The organism is Acinetobacter sp. S54, from assembly GCF_016624945.1.
Lineage (GTDB): Bacteria > Pseudomonadota > Gammaproteobacteria > Pseudomonadales > Moraxellaceae > Acinetobacter.
The window spans coordinates 61,976-81,658 of the sequence record NZ_JACVUI010000007.1; the positions used below are offsets into that span (position 1 = coordinate 61,976).

A 19,683-nucleotide genomic window follows, 5' to 3' on the forward strand; every position below is an offset into this window, starting at 1 on the left:
GCGTAAGAATACAAAGACACTTCATTTTATTCAAGATAAATTTTAATGTTTATATTCAATTGGATATTGTTTCATCAAAAATTAAAGCTGGGCAGCTAGTTCTGCACCCTCTCTAATCGCGCGTTTAGCATCAAGTTCGGCTGCTAACTTTGCACCACCAATAATATGATACTTTGCAAGCGTAATTTCCCTTTCGTTTGGCATTAGATCTTTAATTGACTCTTGGCCAGCACATACCACAATAGTATCTACACGTAATAGTTGATCATGACCATTCAGCTCTACCCACAAACCTTCGTCCGTGACTGCTTTATACTGTACACCTCGCATCATACGAACAGCATGTTTTTTCAATTGTGCACGATGAACCCATCCAGAGGTTTTACCCAGCCCAATACCCAGTGGCGTGGTTTTACGTTGTAATAAATAAATTTGACGAACAGGTGGCTCAACTTGCGCGGGTTGTAATCCCCCTTCTGTCATATAATCTGGCTGAGGATCTATTCCCCATTCACGTTGCCAATCAGATAAGGGTTGTGGCTGAGGCTGATGAGGTGGCTTTAATAAAAATTCAGAAACATCAAAACCTATTCCTCCAGCACCAATCACTGCAACTCTATCGCCTACTGGAGCACCTTTAAGCACTTCTGCGTATGACAATACTTGAGGTAAATGGCTTCCTTCAATTTTTAGCTGCCGAGGAATCACACCTGTAGCCACAATCACCTCATCAAAGCCTTCGCGTTCCAATTGCTCACGGTTTACTCGGGTATTTAAGCGTAAATCCACCCCTGTTTTTTCAATTTGAATTTTAAAATAACGAATCGTTTCGTGGAATTCTTCTTTCCCAGGTACAACTTTAGCTAAATTAAATTGACCGCCTATCTCCGAAGCAGCTTCAAACAAAGTGACTTCATGACCGCGACTCGCTGCGACTGTAGCAGCAGACATGCCTGCAACACCACCGCCTACCACTGCTATTTTTTTGGGTTGTTTAGTTTTTACATATACCAATTCTGTTTCATAGGCGGCACGTGGATTAACTAAACAAGTTGCTCTTTTATTTTTAAAAGTATGATCCAGACAAGCCTGATTACACGCAATACAGGTATTAATTTCATCTACACGATTGGTTGCTACTTTGGTGACCCAAAAAGCATCAGCTAATAATGGTCGCGCCATTTGCACCATATCCGCTTTACCTGTTGCCAAAATTTCTTCGGCGGTGTCAGGCATATTTATACGATTGGATGCAATCACAGGAATCGAAACATGTTGTTTGACATAAGCTGTGTAATCAACAAAGGCTGCGCGTGGCACTGAAGTTACGATCGTGGGTACACGTGCTTCATGCCAGCCAATCCCCGTATTTAGAACTGTAACCCCTACTTTTTCTAACGCCTGAGCAATCCTAATCACTTCCTGCATAGTGTTACCGTCATGCACTAAATCAAGCATGGATAATCGAAAGCTAATGATAAATTTTTCACCAACTTTTTCTCGAATAGCCTTAACAATCTCAATTGCAAAGCGCATGCGGTTTTCGACTGAGCCACCCCAACGGTCAGTACGCTGGTTCACATGGCAACTCAAAAACTGATTCAGCAAATAACCTTCAGATCCCATGATTTCAACCCCATCATAACCTGCCTTTTTTGAAAGGTTGGCACAACGTGCATAATCTTCAATAGTTTCAAGGATGTTCTTTTCCGACATCTGACGAGGTTTAAATGGAGAAATAGGTGACTTAATCGCACTTGCAGATACAACAAAGGGCTGATATCCATAACGACCCGCATGCAAAATTTGCATCAAAATCTTGCCGCCATGTTTATGCACCGCATGAGTCACAAGTCGATGATGCGGAATGTCTGCCAGTGAATTCATAGTTCCACCCGCAGGTAATAACCATCCCTGACGGTTTGGTGAAATCCCTCCAGTGATAATTAAGCCCACACCACCTTTTGCCCTTTCCCCAAAATAAGCAGCTAATTTTGGATAATTATAGAAACGGTCTTCTAACCCCGTATGCATAGACCCCATCACAACACGATTTTTAATTGTGGTAAAACCCAAATGTAAAGGTTTTAGAATATGTGCATAGCTAGTCATAGGAAATCCTTGTTGAATTTGGCGGTGCAACTTGTTGCATAATACTTTAATACTTTTTTGTCAGGTTGGGATGGCCTGTTGTCTTTTTTTAGGTGTTGAAATTGTCAATTAGGCATAAAGCATAGCTTATTTTTCTCATCAAATGATGACCAAATTAAAACTCAGGTACAAATCATCAAATACATTTCAACTTGGCTCACAGAGTTATTATTCTGGTGTACACAAGAGGTCTTGAATGTTTTTATTGAACTTTATTTACGCATAAAAAATACAAAAAAAGCCATATTAAATATGGCTGATCATGTTTAAAAAATATTAAAGCATTCATCCAAATTAAGTCAGTCGGAATCATGTTTCTCATTGAAAATGTTTAGGAGAATAGGCCAAATGTGCTTTTTTTGACCTTCGCTTTAAAGAACTCATGACAATTCCTAAACAGATCAATGCAGCACCGATTAAGATATTAACAGTCAATGGCTCATGCCAAACTAAAGCGCCAGACAACAGACTCAGAACAGGAATGCACATAATTGAAATTGAAGCGATAAAGGTATCAACCTGACTCACAATCCAGTTCCATAGTACAAAAGCAAATCCTGTTCCCACCACGGCGATGTAAAACAATAGGGATTCATTTAAAGGATTTTTCCAAACCCCTAAATCCACTGATTCAAATGCTAAAGCCCCAATAAAAATAGCAATTCCACCCATTAAAAGCTGCCAGATCGTCAGCTTAATTTTGTCATAAGTCGCAAAATTTCTTTTGATATAAACAGTTGCCATTGCCCAGAAAAAACCAGATCCGATGAGAAACCCTTGTCCAATCAAAGATAAATTAAGACTCAAATGCCACAATTGTGGCCACAAAATCGCAATCAGCCCAAACGTACCTAAAATAAGACCCAAAACTTTCTGTTTGTTTAATCGCTCGTTTAGAAAGTAATGTGCTAATACCCCAATGAAAATCGGCATGGTAAAAACCAAAACAGCAGATAGACCTGAGTCTACAAATTGCATGGCAAAAGTTTGTGTTGCATAAAAACCCAAACATACCAGTGCACTTAAAATGATCAAAGGTTTCCACTCACCACGCATAGGCAAAATTGATTTTTTGAGAACAAACTGCACCAAAATTAGAGTCAAAGCCGCTAAAATCAATCGTGTAGAGATAAAGAGAAAGGGTGGAAAAACCTGTAAGCTATGTTTAACGAGTCCCCATAAAGACCCCCAAACCAGACATAACAATGCGATAGCACTGATGACCCGAATATTCACGAGCTTCTCTCAACAAATCAAAGAATAGAATGATAGTGTATAAAACAAATGACATCATGAATAATGCTATGTTTTAATAGATACATCATTTTTTTTAATGTCTTTTTTAAAGAGGAATACCCATTTCTTTTTAAAATTGGATTTTTTTAACGATTGAGGCTTATTTATGAATATTGACATTAGCGATATCAGGTCATTTGTCACGGTTGCCGAGTTAAAAAGTATTACTGCCGCAGCGCATAAGCTCAATTATTTACAGTCCAACATGACTGCCAAAATCAAAAAAATTGAAAATCATTACAAACGACAACTTTTTATTCGTAAACCCAAAGGGGTTGAGTTGACCGAGTCAGGATTAAATTTATATAACCAGTATAAAAAAATGATTTTTACTTGGGAAGAAACCGAACATAAAATTTATCAACAAGACAATAATTTACGCTTTGGAACCAATACCAGTTTAGGTGGAATGCGTTTCTATCCATCATTTAATCAGCTTTATCAAGCCTACCCTGACCTGTCCATTACCATGAAAACAGGAGCGACAGGGTATATTGAGGAAGAAATATTAGCGGGAAACCTCGATATTGCGTATGTGCTTGGTCATCCTAAACAAAAAAATCTTCAGTATATTCAAAAAGCTGAGGATCAATTGGTAATCATCGGCAAAAATATAATCAATCATGAAAGTCTTGAAGATTGTTTGAATCATCAAAATATTTTACTGGCTTCTGAAGAATGTTGTTATGCAACAACGCTCGATAAAATTTATGCAGACTATGGTTTAAGTAAGGGTGAACTGACTCATATTTATGATCATGAAGCTTTGATTCATTTTACCCAGTTAGGCATGGGAATCTCCATGCTGGCCAAATCATTGATTGAAAAATTTAAGATTCAATATTATCGGGAAACACCTGAGCAATATCGCGATATTGGCTTATATTTGATCGCTCGAAGTGATCATGTATTTACTCCAATTGAAAAGCAATTTATTGGATTAAATGATTCTCTGCAAAATACTCAGACGTTCACTCAGGTTAGGGTCGCCTAACAGCTGAATTGAAAAATTTAGATGTATCAAGATATCGATATAGATTTTGTATTTTTCAGGATGGATATTGAACGATCCGAAAAAATAAAATAAAAAAGTGCTACAATATCTGCCATTCTGAATTCTCAAGACCGTCGGTTTGGGTCTTTTTACAAATGTTAGTTAGGATTAGCAATGACTGATAACGCAACCATTTTGCAGCATGTACCAGTAGGCAAAAAAGTGGGGATTGCCTTCTCTGGTGGTCTGGATACTTCAGCAGCTTTATTGTGGATGAAACAAAAAGGCGCAGAACCTTATGCATATACTGCAAATCTGGGCCAGCCTGATGAAGATGACTATGACGCTATTCCAAAGAAAGCTGAACAGTATGGTGCAGTAAAAGCTCGTTTGATCGACTGCCGTTTACAACTTGCTTTAGAAGGAATCGCAGCGATTCAATGTGGCGCATTTCATATCAGTACTGGTGGTGTTCCCTACTTCAACACGACTCCATTAGGTCGTGCTGTGACAGGAACCATGTTAGTCACGGCTATGAAAGAAGATGATGTCAATATCTGGGGCGATGGCTCTACTTATAAAGGCAATGATATTGAACGTTTCTATCGTTATGGTTTGCTGACTAATCCAAGCTTAAAAATCTATAAACCGTGGTTAGACCAACAGTTTATTGATGAATTGGGTGGCCGTGCTGAAATGTCACAGTTCCTGATTGATAATGGCTTTGACTATAAAATGTCAAAAGAAAAAGCATATTCAACTGATTCAAATATGCTGGGTGCAACACATGAAGCCAAAGACCTTGAATATCTGAATGCAGGCATCAAAATCGTTGATCCAATTATGGGCGTTGCTTTCTGGAAAGATGATGTTGAAATTCAACCAGAATCAGTTTCTATAACTTTTGAAGAAGGGATGCCAGTCGCTTTAAACGGCCAACGCATTGAAGATCCTGTTGAATTCATTCTTGAAGCCAACCGTATTGGTGGTCGCCATGGTTTAGGGATGTCGGATCAAATTGAAAACCGTATTATTGAAGCCAAATCTCGCGGTATTTATGAAGCACCAGGTATGGCTCTTTTACATATTGCGTATGAGCGTTTAGTCACTGGTATTCATAATGAAGATACCATTGAACAATATCGCATCAACGGATTACGTTTAGGACGTCTACTTTATCAAGGTCGCTGGTTTGACTCACAAGCGCTTATGTTACGTGAAACTGCTCAACGCTGGGTAGCAAAGGCAATTACTGGTACTGTGACACTTGAGCTTCGTCGTGGTAATGATTACACGATCATGAATACTGAATCTCCAAACCTCACTTATGAAGCAGAGCGTTTAACTATGGAGAAAGGTGATTCAACGTTTACACCTATGGATCGTATTGGCCAATTGACAATGCGTAATCTAGATATCACGGATACACGTGCAAAATTAGGTATTTATACCAATACTGGCTTGTTATCTATTGGTCAAGGTTCAGCAGTCCCACAATTGGAAACCAAAAAATAATTTTGTTTTTAAACAATAAAGCTTCTTGAATAACTCAATGAGCTGATAAAAAAAGAGAGGTTCAATTGAACCTCTCTTTTTTATTATAAATTAAGATCGACGACGATAAAGCACCAATCCAACCAGTCCTAGTACAGTAAAGATACCTAGACTTCCACCACCACTACCACTTTGATTGTTTGTGGTAGATGCAGTATTTTTCAGCGTCACCGTTGTTTCCGATGACTTAGTTTCATCCGCATCATAAATCAAATAACTAAATTTATAGTCAAATACGTTGAAATTATTCTTAACCTGAATAGTTAAATTACCGCCATAACAGGTTTCTTTTTCGTCAGGATATGGACAAGGACCACTGCGTTCAGGCGTAATACTAACTCCAGAAGGAACAGTAGTTACACGAATTGGTAATTCGATACCTTCAGAATTATGGTAGAAAGCCGGCTTATTTGGCTTAATAGTCATAGCAGAAACAGGGCCGTCACCATCATCGGAATCGTTGGCAAGTAAATTTACATTTATCTTCTGATCCGTTCCATATTGAATAGTATATTCATCAGCGGTCGCGATCGGCGCAATATTGACAAAATTAACCTGCATTAATCCTGATGACGTTCTATTCGTATTGAGTGAACCATCTGCATTTTTCATAGTCAATGTATATTCACAGAAATTGTATTCACCTGCCTGCGTAATACCATCATCCAGACGATAAACCATGATTCGTTTTAAGTCAGCATTCCATTCACATTTCAGATTTTCATCAGGTTTAGATTCTAGTTTAGCCGTATCCCCACTTCCTGTGATCATACCTACGCCCACTGGCGTTACACTTACCGCATAAGTATCAGTTGTTAGGTGCTGGATTTGGCGACTGCCATCTGCTAGCTCAGTTTCATCTGGTAAGCTAAATGCAAATGGATCGACATACACTGCACGATACTTTTCATTTGCTTTCGTATAATTAATTAAATCTTCATACTCTTTAACCCGCTTATTATAATAAGGCAGAAAATCGGGATTAGTTGTTGTATCTGCAACTAAACCCTTGAAAAGATCAAGTTGAGTTTGATAGTTAGCAAGTAGGTCAACAAGAGAGGTATTTACGATTCCATTAATATCTCCAGCCGTCAAACGCATGATTTCAGTCGAGCCGATATCACAACTATTTCTTCCTGCTGGATTTAAAATTAAAGTTCCATCGGTAATACGATTGATTCCTCGCTGATCTTGAGTACTGCATCCATCAGCACCCACATCAACCAAATCTGTTGCAGTGTGATTATCTTTAGGGAAGTAAACAGGAAGAAAACTCGTATACTCAGAAGCAGTTTGTAATGGGCTTAATACTGTAGAAATATTGTTATTACCCACATTAATATTGGTCTGTTCTTCTGGTAATACCTCACTGGCAACATCACACTGGCTGTTACCCCCCGCCACTAAATTTAACGCATTATAAGCCAGACCAACTCCCGTATCCTTTTCGTCCTTGGCTTCACCAAGCAAATAGCGGCATGAACGGTTACTGTTAAATGCGAGAACATTAAAAGTTAATATTTTCGTCCCAATCTTGTCATATAAAAAAGTACTAAAAGCAGTATTCTCGACAATGGTATTACTATTTAAAACCAGACTACTTGAAGTACTCAGTTTGCCATCATCTTCGATATTCAATCGATCACTTGTAAATTTTATAATGCTACCATTTGCCGCATTTGCAGTGTTTTGAGCAATTGTATTAGCAGTTAAAGTTGCTGTTGGCTCGCCACAAAACTCCAGTGTACTTTTACTTTCATTTGATCCATTTTGAATAAAACTATTATTAGTTAACGTAAATGTACGTTTATTATAATCCAGATTATCTTTACAACTCATTGCTAGAACAGAACCAGTAACAGCTTTATTGTTCTGATATATACCACTGGTCATGGTGAGGGCAGCGTTATTTCCTTCAAGGTAAATCGCTCCTCCTTGACTTGCAGTTGAGTTTAGGACAGATACGCCCGTCAATGTTGTTGCAGCACCCAAATATAGTGCACCGCCTCGATCTGCATTTTTACCGTTTTGAAACTGAACATTACTAATAGAAATAGAAACTTTGCTGTTGCTGGTATTAATTAAACGCGTTTTACTTTCACCATCTATAATGCTTTTAAGAACTGTTTTGGCTGGATAATCATTGGTGATGACATCCACCTTACTATAATCTTGTGGAATTTTCCCCACAATAGAAATAGATGAAGCTGGAACTAACTCCGAATTTAGCTTATAGACTCCCTCCTCAAGTTGGATATAATCCATCGCTGAGGCCGCAGTATTACCTGCACTACATCCACCATAAGACCGATTCAGTTCAGCAGCTTTCATTGCCATCCGAAGCGAACATTTACTGCTGCTTTGATCATCAATATCATCAAAAGTATTTACATAAATAGTCTTATCTTCTGCCGCCATTAATGACATAGCAGACAATACCATCAATGTAAGTAGTCCTTTTTTATAATTTTTCATGACTTTTCCCTATCCTTACTTTTTAAAACGTCTTAACCCTACCAGTCCTAATAGAGCAATTAACATCCCATATCCAAAGCTACCACCACTGGTTTTCACTTTTTTACTTTCAAAATCATTAGGTGGATCCTGCACAATTTTTGCAGGAATATCGATATATTGACTTCCTACCGAATCACTGAATCGTGTAATCGTGGTCATGATGCGAAGTTTAAATTCATCAGAACCATGCCAGTTTCCGTTTGGCACATAAGTTATATTCCCTTCTTGATCCAGTGTTAATGTGCCTTTAGATGGAGTATTGGTCTGTACAATTTGCAAACAACCTGCCTGCCATGCTTTACCATCGTCTCTTTTACCTAATAAACCTTCACATTCACTTGCAGGAAGAAGTTCGCCATCCGCTAACTGATCTGCAATTGAAAACTTAGCAGTTTCTCCATAGAGAATATCCTGCCCGACAGGAGAAATAGAATCCGCATCAATCACCAATTCAATCGCACCAATATCACACAGTTCTTTGGTACTACGTGTCTTACCACGTTGATCACTCGCTTCACAGCTTGAAAGACTAGTGATATTTGTCCCGTTACTGAGAACACGGCCACGATTGACAATTAGAGAATCAGCCAGTGTTTTATAAGACATTAAAAGTCGTGGCTTGAAAAAACCTAGAAATTGATTTTCAGGGGTGTAATATGGGCACAGTAAACCATCTGCTGGTGCAGCATCACATTTACCTTCCAGTTCACCTGCCAACAACTTATTGTTCGCCACATTGACATTTGGATCAGTCGCGGTACCACTACCACAATCAGCCATACTGGTATTGGTCAGATTGTTAATGAGATTCGTTTTATCATCCGCTGCAAAGACACAGTTTTTTGAACCATTTTCAACAATGATACTGTTAGAAACATAGGCATCACCTTTTGGCCCCTGTAAATACAATCCCATGCTATTACGTATCATAGTAATATTGTTTACAATCATTCCATCACGTACATTGGTGATATAGCCAGTATTACTAAAAATAGTACTGTTTTTAAGCCCAAAATAACGAGAACTAGCATTTGCACTCGTTGAATCATCATCAAATGCTATTGCTGAGTAAATTAATGTGGGCAAAGTAGATGAAGTTGCTTTGTTGTCACGAATGACTGTTTGATAAATATTAAAATAAGGTAATTCACTATAGATCACTGCTCCCTGAGGTGCGGTATTATTTTGAAAAATTACATTTGAAGCAGTCACATAACCTACATTAGTATCCGTAGAAACTCCTTCATTATAAATCGCCCCACCATTGACACTGGCATGACCATTTGTCAGTTTAACGTATTGCAGATTTAAAGTTTCACGGTTAAAAATCAAACCACCATTATTCACTGTACTTTCTGGGTTACCGTCCAGATTTACTTCAATCAATGAAACGCTATACTGAGCGGACTCACTATTATCATCATAAACATAAAAGATTCGATCATTACCGACCATTTTAATGGTGGCATTATTCTTTCCATACTGATTATTTGAAACATCGGTATCGTAGGTTGTTTTAAGCTGAAGGGCTTTTTGTATCTTGATTTGACTATTTAATTCATAGGTTTTTTGTTTTTCCAGCAAAACAACAGCAGTGGAGTCTTCACCGCCACATCCATTATATCCTGCTTCTGGCATTCCCTGATTGATATACTCAATTGCTTCGCGCAAAGAACAGAGATTGTCGTTCTTAACTTCGTCTGCTGTTGTGTTGACTATAATTTCGCCTGCACTATATGCATGACCAGCAACGAACAACAGCCCAACGCCTATACCCCGCTTGAGCATACCTTTCTCCTTTATTTCCATTTTCATTATTTTTTTAAAGTCACCAATTCCTAGCAACTTTTGAGTTAATTTGCGTACTTTCGCATAGCTTGAGTAATTACTCAAGATTTTTCACGTGACTAACGATACTCGTCAATCAAGGCATATATTTGCTTTAAGGTGGCATTCGAAAGCTTAGTTTTCTCACCCTTAAGCAATTTTTCAAGCTGTGCCAATGTTTGTAATAGTAAAGAGGCTTGATGGGGTCCATGCAATAGCAAATATTCAATTATTTGCGGATCAAAATGCAAACCGCGACGCGCCACAGTAGATAAAACCAATGCTTCACGGTCTGCGTAAAGACTACCATTGGGTACTTTAACACTGACCGCCTGAGTTAATCGTGATTGTAAATCTGGAAGTTCAAGTTTAAGTTCAATTGGAGCAACACGCGATGAAAATACCAGTTGACCGCCAACTTCATTATTATAATTAATGAGATGGAAAACTGCTCGTTGCCAATGTGGCACACCACTAATCGCCTCAATGTCATCCAAAGCAACCAAATCATAACGCTCAAGTGAAGTAATGGCTTCAATCGGTGCATCCAGAAGCTCAAGTAAAGAAACTTTTATTGCAGATTTCCCTATTTCCAGATAAGAATCGCAAATTGCAGAAAGTAGGTGACTTTTTCCAGAACCAGCACCGCCATAAATATAAAAGCGGTTAACTAATCCTGCATGTAACTGACGGACGGCATCAACAACATGTCCCCAACCTGGCCCAGAAAAATCACTAATCCGAGCATCGAGTTGAGGTTCAATATTCAACTGTAGTTGACGCATACTATGTCATAAACCTCGTGAGCAACCTCATGGCTATTTAGGTGGAGAATCATTTGGCACATCAGTATCTTGCGGTTTTTTGATTTCAATATCAAGATCAACGCTTTCAGTTTCTACACTAATATGTTCAGCACCACCATGTTGTACCAGAATAGCTTGATCACCATACAATTGACTATGTTCATAAGCTTCGCGTACATGGCGTAGTAAAACTACAATGACAGCAGCGACGGGTAATGCAATCAACATACCTAAAAAGCCTGCCAACTGTGCCCCCGCCAAAACAGCAAAAACAACAGCAACAGGTGACAGTCCAATTTTATCACCCAACAGAAAAGGTTGTAGGATATAACCTTCAACCGCCTGACCAATCATAAATACAATACCGACCAGAACAAGTTGCATCCAATCGACACCAAACTGAAATAGTGTCGCGATGATTGCAGCAATTATACCCACCGCAAAACCCAAATAAGGAATAATACTGGCAAGTCCAGCGACCATACCAATAATAAGACCGACTTCGAGACCAATAAGTTGCAAGCCAACCGCATAGACGATTCCTAATAGCAACATCACTAAAAACTGGCCTTTGACGAAAGCACCTAAAACACTATGACATTCCCTGACAATACGCATGGTACTTTGTTCATACGGTTTTGGAATAAGTCGATGTAAGCTACTTAACATCCTCTCCCAATCCAATAGGAAATAGAATGCAATAACAGGAATCAGCACAATTGTGCCGCCGATCTGAATAAAATTTAAACCAGACTGTGCGAGTCTCAAGGCCATAGTTTGAATACTATCAGCACTATAATTGGTCTGAATATATTCCATCACTACTGTTGAGATTTGATCCGTGTCGATCTCCATACGTTCAACATTAAAAGTATGTGAAACCCAAGGTAAGAAAGTCGCATTGACCCAATGAATCCCGGCAGGAATACTGTCACGGGCATAGATCAATTGTTGCCATACCAGTGGAACCACGTACCAGATTGCCAAGGTAAGTAAAACACCAATACCGATAAAAACGATACTAATAGATAACCAGCGTGGTAAACCGATTCTTGATAGTTTCTCCACCAATGGACTAAACAGGTACGCAATTAAAAAAGCGCCAATAAATGGAATCACAACGGGTTTAAGTAAATAAAGTACCCAAAGTAAAAATGCGATACCTGCTAGGATGAAGATACGGCGAAGCGTACGATCTTGCATAAAATCTAGCCTTTTTTTAATGTATTCATTATAGATGCAAAAATATTTCGTTAAAGATAGCATTTTCAAGCATAAATAACATAAGAGTTTCGTATATTCAGGTTATAATCTGCCGCCAATGCGGAGACTTCACTATGAGCAACTCAACTTCTACCCCAAATACTGGTTTAAGCTATAAAGATGCGGGCGTCGACATTGAAGCGGGCGACGCACTGGTCGATCGTATCAAATCAGTCGCAAAACGCACCACTCGTCCTGAAGTCATGGGCGGTCTTGGCGGCTTTGGCGCACTTTGCAAAATTCCTAAAGGCTATGAAGAACCAGTTTTAGTCTCTGGTACAGATGGCGTAGGTACAAAATTACGTTTAGCACTTAACCTCAATCGTCATGACACCATTGGCCAAGATCTGGTTGCCATGTGTGTCAATGATCTATTGGTCTGTGGTGCAGAACCATTATTCTTCCTCGACTATTATGCAACAGGCCATTTAAATGTTGATGTTGCAGCGGATGTTGTCACAGGTATTGGTCAAGGCTGTGAACTTGCAGGTTGCGCGCTTGTCGGTGGTGAAACTGCTGAAATGCCAGGTATGTATGAAGGTGAGGACTACGATCTAGCTGGTTTTGCAGTGGGTGTAGTTGAGCACAGTAAAATTATTGATGGTTCCAAAGTAAAAGCGGGAGATATTTTGATTGGTATCGCTTCAAGCGGTGCACATTCAAATGGTTACTCACTGCTGCGTAAAATTCTTGATGTTAAAAATGTTGATTTGACTCAACAAATTGATGGTCGCTCATTGGCTGATGTAGCAATGGAACCTACTCGAATCTACGTTAAACCTGTGCTCGAACTCTGCAAACAAGTTGATGTTCATGCAATGGCGCATATTACTGGCGGTGGTTTACCAGGTAATTTACCACGTGTACTTCCAAACGGCGCTCAAGCGGTGATTGATGAAGCATCATGGGAATGGCCAGAACTGTTTAAACTCCTGCAGCGTGAAGGCAATGTAGAACGTTTTGAAATGTATCGCACGTTCAACTGTGGTGTAGGCATGGTAATTGCGGTAGATGCTGCTGAAGCTGAAAAAACTATTCAAGTGCTTAACTTACTTGGTGAAAAAGCATGGAAAATTGGTCATATTCAGGACAATGCGGAATCTGTTGAAGGTGCTGACGAAAAAATTCGTGTGATTTTTGCATGATGAAAATTGCGGTACTTGTTTCAGGAAATGGCAGTAATTTACAAGCTTTGATTGATGCCCAACTGGGCAAACAATTATCAGGGAAAATTATCGGCGTTATTTCCAATAAATCAGATGCGTATGCATTGGAACGAGCTAAAAAAGCGGCGATCGAAACCTGTGTGATTGAGCATAAGGCCTATCCCAACCGCGAAGTTTTTGATGATGCGATGCATCAACAACTTCTAGCATGGGATATAGACCTTGTGGTACTCGCGGGCTTTATGCGTATCTTAAGTGAAAAGTTTGTACGGGCTTGGGAAGGGAAAATGATTAATATTCATCCTTCCCTGTTACCTCTTTATAAAGGCATGCATACCCATCAGCGAGTTTTAAATACAGGTGATATGTTTCATGGCTGTACGGTTCATTATGTTACAGCAGAACTCGATGCAGGCCCTGCTCTGTTGCAAGGTATACTTAGAGTTAGCCAGCATGATAACTCCAAGACTTTAGCAAACCGTGTACATGAACTCGAGCATACGATTTATCCGCAAGTAGTAGAATGGATTTGTACACAAACGATTCAATATCGAGCAGGTCAGGCCGTGTATAAAGGTCAGCCTCTTTTAAAGCCAGTACAGTTTTGTCAGATTTAAGCAGACTAAATTCTGGTTAGAAAAAGCGCGTTAATTACGCGCTTTTTTGTTGAGCTTGTGCTGCAATCAGTTTTTTGATCTGATCCGAAGTCGATAATGGATGCTCCAATGGGAACATATGTCCACCACTGACTACAGTATAAGGAATGCCTAAAGTTTTTCTGGCTTTTTGTGGAAAACCACGCTCTAGAAAGTTACTGGTTTCTCCAACCACCAAATGTACAGGTACATGGGGAGCATGCCGTGGAGTTAACCACCACCAAGATGGATTTTGACGAAAGATTTCGACTTCATCTGCTTTAGGAATCGTAAGAGTTACGCCACCACGTGCAGGATCTGAACTGAGCCCATAATCGATATAGGCCTGAAAACAATCTGCGTCAAAATGCTGATAAAAGCCTTTTGGTCGTAATAGTTCAGCTGCTTGTTCTTTAGATGCCCAATGATCTCGTCGACGCGCAGACAAACCCGCGGGTGTCATTTTATCTACATACTTCGGACTGACCAATTTTGCCAGATGAAAAGCAAATGAATATTTGCCCAAAATCAACGGCGGATCCAACATAATTACTTGCGAGAAGAGCTCAGGACGTTGATAAGATGCCATTAACGTCAAAACTGAGCCAAGAGAATGTCCCAAACCAATTACTTTGCGTCCCTGAGCCTGTTGCACAATGCTGTCGACGATTTGATCTACTAAATTTGGCCAGTGATTGGTAATCGGATAACGTTTATCCGGCCCAATCAGAGGCACATAAATGATGTCATAATCATCTTTGAGTGCATCAAAGAGTTTTTGATAGACTTTAGAAGGCACGCCGTTGGCGTGCGCAAAGTGGATTAATGGTTTATCAGATATCATAGTTACGAACTCAATTACTTGAATTGCGCCTGTTGTTCCGTCTGCAATTGCTGAGAAATCGACTGGCTAATTCCCTGACCTATTTGTGAACCCATACGCCCAACCAAAGACTCAAATGGACTGCGTTCAATCGTATAGTTTACTTTAGTATCAAGTTTTAGCTCGCGCATCAAACTATCAATGTTACCTGTACGGTCAGCAACACCTAACTTAATCGCTTGTTCACCTGTCCAGAATAAACCTGAGAAAATTGCAGGATCATCTGATTGCAGACGTTTACCACGACCTTGTTTTACCGCATCAATAAAATGCTGATGTACATTATCCAATAAAGCCTGAATATGTTCACGTTGCTGAGGATTGATTGGTTTGGTCATGCTAAGAATATCTTTATTAGAACCAGACGTCATGGTACGGTCTTCAATCCCCAGTTTTTGAGCAAGTCCGTTAATACCATAATTTGGCATAATGACCCCAATGGAACCCACTAGACTTGATGGATTCACAATAATTTCATCTGCCGCAGAAGCAATATAATAAGCACCCGACGCTCCCATATCGCCAATCACAGCATAAACTTTTTTATCTGTATGCTGCTGTTTTAAATAGCGAATTTGTTGCCAAATTTCATCTGATTGAACAGGCGAACCACCAGGCGAGTTAATATTTAAAACAACTGCTTTACTTGATTTTGCATCAAATGCTCGCTTTAAAGCTTTATTAGTATCTTCACTATTGACCGATTGATTACCAGAATCAATGGTGCCAATAATATTGACAATCGCCAGATGTGCAGTTGAAGTTGAGCTTGTAGTATTGGTATCTACAGTTGAACAGCCACGCCCTAAAAGAATAAAGATAAAAATCAGATAAGCAAAAGTCAGTAGTTTAAAAAAAATACCCCAGCGTCTGGCACGACGTTGTTCTTCTACAGACGCAAGAACAGCTTTTTCCAAAATTTGCCATTCCTGTCCAGCCTTATTATTGCTATTCGATGGTTCATTTTGTGGTTTTGGTGGCCAATCGGACATAAAAAACAACCCAAAAAGTTAAAATCTCTGCCATTATATACACTGAATCGGTAAAAACTATTTAATCGGTATAATTTAACTTATAATATTTTTTGCCTGATGCTTCCTTTCTTACTTTTTTACATCTTTTTTAATAATGACCACACCTGATACTCATAGCTTCAATTACCGTCTTTTAAGGTTTGTTAGCCGACAGCCTATTCAGTTCTCACGTTTTATTGCGCGTATGCTCGCAGGCTTAGTCAACTCTTTAAAAATTAGCAAAACATCCAAAACGATCCAGTTAAACTTACAAATTACCTTGCCCTATTTAACTGAAGATGAACGCCACCAGATCACACAACAAGCTATTCGCAATGAACTTACTTCTTATTTTGAGTTCTTTAGTGTCTGGGGTGCATCTAATCAAAAGAATATCTCACGTATTCAAAATATTACCGGTGAACATTATTTTCATGAAGCTTTAGCCGAAAATAAAGGACTGGTTCTAATTGTTCCACATTTTGGTACATGGGAAGTTATGAATGCCTGGTGCGCTCAGTTTACCGCCATGACCATTTTGTATAAACCCGTTAAAAATGCAGATGCGGATGCTTTCGTACGTGCAGCACGTAGCCGAGAACAAGCTAATCTGGTTCCTACAGATGAAAGTGGCGTACGCCAGATTTTTAAAGCCCTTAAAAAAGGTGGAACCACCGTCATTTTACCTGATCACTCACCGCACGTTGGGGGTGAAATGGTCAATTATTTTGGCATTCCGTTAGCTTCAAGTAATCTAAGTTCGAAACTGATTCAGAAAACCAAAGCCAAAGCTTTACTTCTGTATGCAATACGCAATGAAAGCGATGGCTTTGATATGTTTATTGAGCCAATGGATCCTGCTATTTATGAAGGCTCTGATGTGCATGGAACCTTGGTCATCCATCATGCTATTGAAAATCTGATTCGTAGATATCCTCAGCATTATCACTGGAGTTATAAACGTTTTAAAGCGAATCCCGAACTGGATAATGTGTATAAACTTGATGAAAAAACTGCCTTAGAAAAGGTGGAACAGGTGCGTGAACAAGCCCAAAAACTCATTATGGTTCATCCCGATTCAACCACTTAAATATTTTTCGATATTGTTCAACTTGCACTTGATTATTCTGAACACGAAATGTAATGGTTCCCGACGCTATCGTGGTATAAAGTGGAATATTTAAAGCATCTAATCGTGATAACGTTTGCGTACTCGGATGCCCATAACGGTTACTATAACCCACTGAAGCGACTGTAAGTTGTGGTTGATAGTGCCTTAAAAAATCATAAGATGAACTATGTTTACTGCCATGATGCCCCAAAACTAAAACATCAACTTTTAAATCAGGATATTTTTGCAAAATTTGATATTCAGTCTCCCATCCAGCATCGCCCATAATTAAAAATCGACGTAAACCCTTTGCCTTTAACAATTCAAGATAAACGACACAAGAATGTTCATTGCGGTTAGACTGAACCAACTGATCATCGATCGGTTCAGGAGACAAAATGTGCAAACGGATATCTGGGGTTTGCCATGTTTGGCCTGTATAACATTTAGAAAAAGACATCGAATTTTGCTGTGGCAGCGTTTCATTTGCCATGAAGTGAGTTACTTTGACTTGCTTCAAAATTGCCTCTAATGCCCCACTATGATCTTGATCTAAATGAGAAAGTAAAATACGATCAAGTTGAGCAACGCCTTGTTGCTTCAAGTAAGGCACTACGACATTTTGACCGATACTAAATTTAGTTTCATCATAGTAACCCCCTGTATCAATTAGAAGGCGTTGTGATGAATCTTGTATAAAAATGGACTGTCCCTGACCGACATCAATCACTGAAATTTGAGTATCACGTTTCACCCACGTCAGTAGAAATATTGGACAAATACATAACAGTGCCCATGACTTAGGAATACTTCCTTTAGGTAAAAATAACATCAAAATACCTAAACCAATACTCAGCAAAATCCAGGGTGTTAAAGCAAATGTATACAATACTGGATTAAAAAGATGGTCCAACCCATTTAAAATAAAAAATAAAATGCCAATCAATAGATCATTAATCTGAAAAAGTAGATGCCCGATTGTTGGAATTATTAACCAGACGCAAGCCGCAATAATGCCCAATGGTACAATTACCCCTCCTAGAAGCGGAATAACAATCAGATTAGCGATGGGGGAAATCCAAGAAACCTGCTTAAAAAATATGAGAACTAAAGGTAATAAGGCAATAAAAATTTTCCATTGAGACTGAATTAATAATTGAATATTCTTCCAGATTTTTTGCATTAAAGTCAGCACTGAAGTGGTAGGAAAGTGCATGGACTGATAAATATTCAATAAAATAAAACAGGCGCCATAAGACAACCAGAATGCAGCAGATAAAATGCTGAAAGGATCGATCAATAAGCTCAAACTTGCAGTATATATTAACAAGCTAAAAGCTCGAATTTCATGTTTAACGAGTAGAAATAAACTTGCAATAATTGTCAGTAATAATGTGCGTAATGCGGGAATCTCAAAACCCACAAATGCTGTATAAATAAATACACAACTACAAAATGGTATGATCATCAAAATCTGACGAGGATACTTTAAATACAGTGTTGGCTTAAGCTTATGAATTACACAACTCATAAGCCATGTAAATAATGCAGCCAAAATCAAAACATGTGGGCCAGATATCGCCAATAAATGTGAAATGCCAAAACGCTGAAATAAAATTTCAGTATTTTTATCCAGTAAACTCCGATCCCCAGTTAAGAGCGCCAGCATCAATGCTTTATATTTAAAGGGTTGCTGGTGCAGTTGACCCCGAAAATCCAACCTTAATTGTTCAATATTTAAACAAAACCTTCGCCACAGTGCTTGTTTTTGTTTTAGATGTTGCTGAAATCCTAAACGATAAACGTCTTGGGTAGAAAGTGATTGAATCTGTTGAACATGAAAGCCTGACATCCAGTTTTGCTGAATAAACCATTTTTCCTGATCAAAGCCTCCTGCATTAGCATAACCATGCACAGGCTTAATAATACCTTTCACCTGATAATACTGACCAAGTTCTAAACTATTATTTTTAATGGCGATGCTTTCTAAAAGACGATCATCAATATAGACTAGCCACACTACAGAAGGTCTACCTTGAGATAAAATTTCGACAGGCTGTTTGATTCCGTGGTCTGTGCTTTGTCCCATTTCTCGAATATAAATCACTTCCGACGATGCAGTTGAGGTGATTTCTTTCTGTTTTAAACGCTCAAGTAATGCATAATCTGCATATAAATAACCCAGTAGCCACATTAAAAATGTCGAACTGATTGTTAAAATTGTTTTAGCACTTATATTTTCACTCCATGTTGCTTTTTTTAGAAAATAAATTCCCCATAACATCAAAACAAATGGAATAAAATAATAGATAATGGGAGTCAGGTTTTGAAATGAATATCCCATCATGGCAATGCCAATAATCCATCCCAATAAAATAATTTTTAACATGTAATTTTATATAGTGTCTTTTTCGGACAAAATTAAAGCCCATTTTCATGGGCTTTGGAAAGGATTATTTAAAAAATT

Annotated in this window: 14 protein-coding genes; 5 read left to right on the plus strand and 9 right to left on the minus strand. The window is 38.8% G+C overall.

Annotated features, from left to right (window positions below; all coding sequences use genetic code 11):
- Nucleotides 1–81 precede the first annotated feature (81 nt).
- Both IAE20_RS11400 and IAE20_RS11405 read right to left on the minus strand, forming a co-directional pair.
- The gene (locus IAE20_RS11400) at nt 82–2,112 is read right to left on the minus strand and encodes an NADPH-dependent 2,4-dienoyl-CoA reductase (protein WP_200482085.1); all 2,031 of its coding nucleotides are present in this window, start codon (nt 2,110–2,112) and stop codon (nt 82–84) included.
- Nucleotides 2,113–2,469: 357 nt separating this feature from the next.
- Nucleotides 2,470–3,387: a DMT family transporter gene (locus IAE20_RS11405; RefSeq protein ID WP_200482086.1), complete on the minus strand. Its 918-nt coding sequence runs from the start codon at nt 3,385–3,387 to the stop codon at nt 2,470–2,472.
- Nucleotides 3,388–3,553: 166 nt separating this feature from the next.
- On the opposite strand from IAE20_RS11405, the gene IAE20_RS11410 reads away from it, so the two are divergent.
- Nucleotides 3,554–4,441, plus strand: coding sequence for a LysR family transcriptional regulator (locus IAE20_RS11410; protein WP_200482087.1), 888 nt, complete (start codon nt 3,554–3,556; stop codon nt 4,439–4,441).
- Nucleotides 4,442–4,615: 174 nt separating this feature from the next.
- The gene (argG, locus tag IAE20_RS11415; protein ID WP_200482088.1) at nt 4,616–5,956 is read left to right on the plus strand and encodes an argininosuccinate synthase; all 1,341 of its coding nucleotides are present in this window, start codon (nt 4,616–4,618) and stop codon (nt 5,954–5,956) included.
- 90 nt (nt 5,957–6,046) lie between these two features.
- Here the strand turns inward: argG and IAE20_RS11420 are convergent, their stop codons facing one another.
- From IAE20_RS11420 to cxpE, 4 genes are all read right to left on the minus strand, one after another.
- Entirely contained in the window at nt 6,047–8,470 is a 2,424-nt protein-coding gene (locus tag IAE20_RS11420; protein ID WP_200482089.1) for a CSLREA domain-containing protein, read from the minus strand.
- Between the two features lie 15 nt (nt 8,471–8,485).
- Nucleotides 8,486–10,300 (minus strand): rhombotarget A, encoded by a 1,815-nt coding sequence (gene rbtA / locus IAE20_RS11425; protein WP_200461358.1) that lies wholly within the window; start codon nt 10,298–10,300, stop codon nt 8,486–8,488.
- A 119-nt stretch (nt 10,301–10,419) separates the two neighbouring features.
- Nucleotides 10,420–11,124 (minus strand): DnaA regulatory inactivator Hda, encoded by a 705-nt coding sequence (gene hda, locus IAE20_RS11430; protein WP_200461359.1) that lies wholly within the window; start codon nt 11,122–11,124, stop codon nt 10,420–10,422.
- Nucleotides 11,125–11,157: 33 nt separating this feature from the next.
- Entirely contained in the window at nt 11,158–12,348 is a 1,191-nt protein-coding gene (cxpE, locus tag IAE20_RS11435; protein ID WP_200461360.1) for a chloramphenicol efflux transporter CxpE, read from the minus strand.
- A 134-nt stretch (nt 12,349–12,482) separates the two neighbouring features.
- Between cxpE and purM the strand changes: the two genes are divergently transcribed.
- Both purM and purN read left to right on the plus strand, forming a co-directional pair.
- Nucleotides 12,483–13,553, plus strand: coding sequence for a phosphoribosylformylglycinamidine cyclo-ligase (gene purM / locus IAE20_RS11440; RefSeq protein ID WP_200482090.1), 1,071 nt, complete (start codon nt 12,483–12,485; stop codon nt 13,551–13,553).
- Entirely contained in the window at nt 13,550–14,191 is a 642-nt protein-coding gene (gene purN, locus IAE20_RS11445) for a phosphoribosylglycinamide formyltransferase (RefSeq protein WP_200461362.1), read from the plus strand. Before purM ends, purN begins: the two co-directional genes overlap by 4 nt.
- Nucleotides 14,192–14,225: 34 nt before the next feature.
- Here the strand turns inward: purN and IAE20_RS11450 are convergent, their stop codons facing one another.
- Both IAE20_RS11450 and sppA read right to left on the minus strand, forming a co-directional pair.
- Nucleotides 14,226–15,050 carry an alpha/beta fold hydrolase gene (locus IAE20_RS11450; RefSeq protein WP_200461413.1) on the minus strand — a complete coding sequence of 275 codons (825 nt, stop codon included), beginning with the start codon at nt 15,048–15,050 and terminating at the stop codon, nt 14,226–14,228.
- 17 nt (nt 15,051–15,067) lie between these two features.
- Entirely contained in the window at nt 15,068–16,084 is a 1,017-nt protein-coding gene (sppA, locus tag IAE20_RS11455) for a signal peptide peptidase SppA (protein ID WP_200461363.1), read from the minus strand.
- 136 nt (nt 16,085–16,220) lie between these two features.
- Here sppA and IAE20_RS11460 point away from each other — a divergent pair, with 136 nt between their 5' ends.
- The gene (locus IAE20_RS11460; RefSeq protein WP_200461364.1) at nt 16,221–17,195 is read left to right on the plus strand and encodes a lysophospholipid acyltransferase family protein; all 975 of its coding nucleotides are present in this window, start codon (nt 16,221–16,223) and stop codon (nt 17,193–17,195) included.
- Here IAE20_RS11460 and IAE20_RS11465 read toward each other — a convergent pair.
- Nucleotides 17,167–19,605 (minus strand): DNA internalization-related competence protein ComEC/Rec2, encoded by a 2,439-nt coding sequence (locus IAE20_RS11465; RefSeq protein WP_200482091.1) that lies wholly within the window; start codon nt 19,603–19,605, stop codon nt 17,167–17,169. The two genes, IAE20_RS11460 and IAE20_RS11465, sit on opposite strands and share 29 nt — an antisense overlap.
- Between the last annotated feature and the right edge of the window lie 78 nt (nt 19,606–19,683).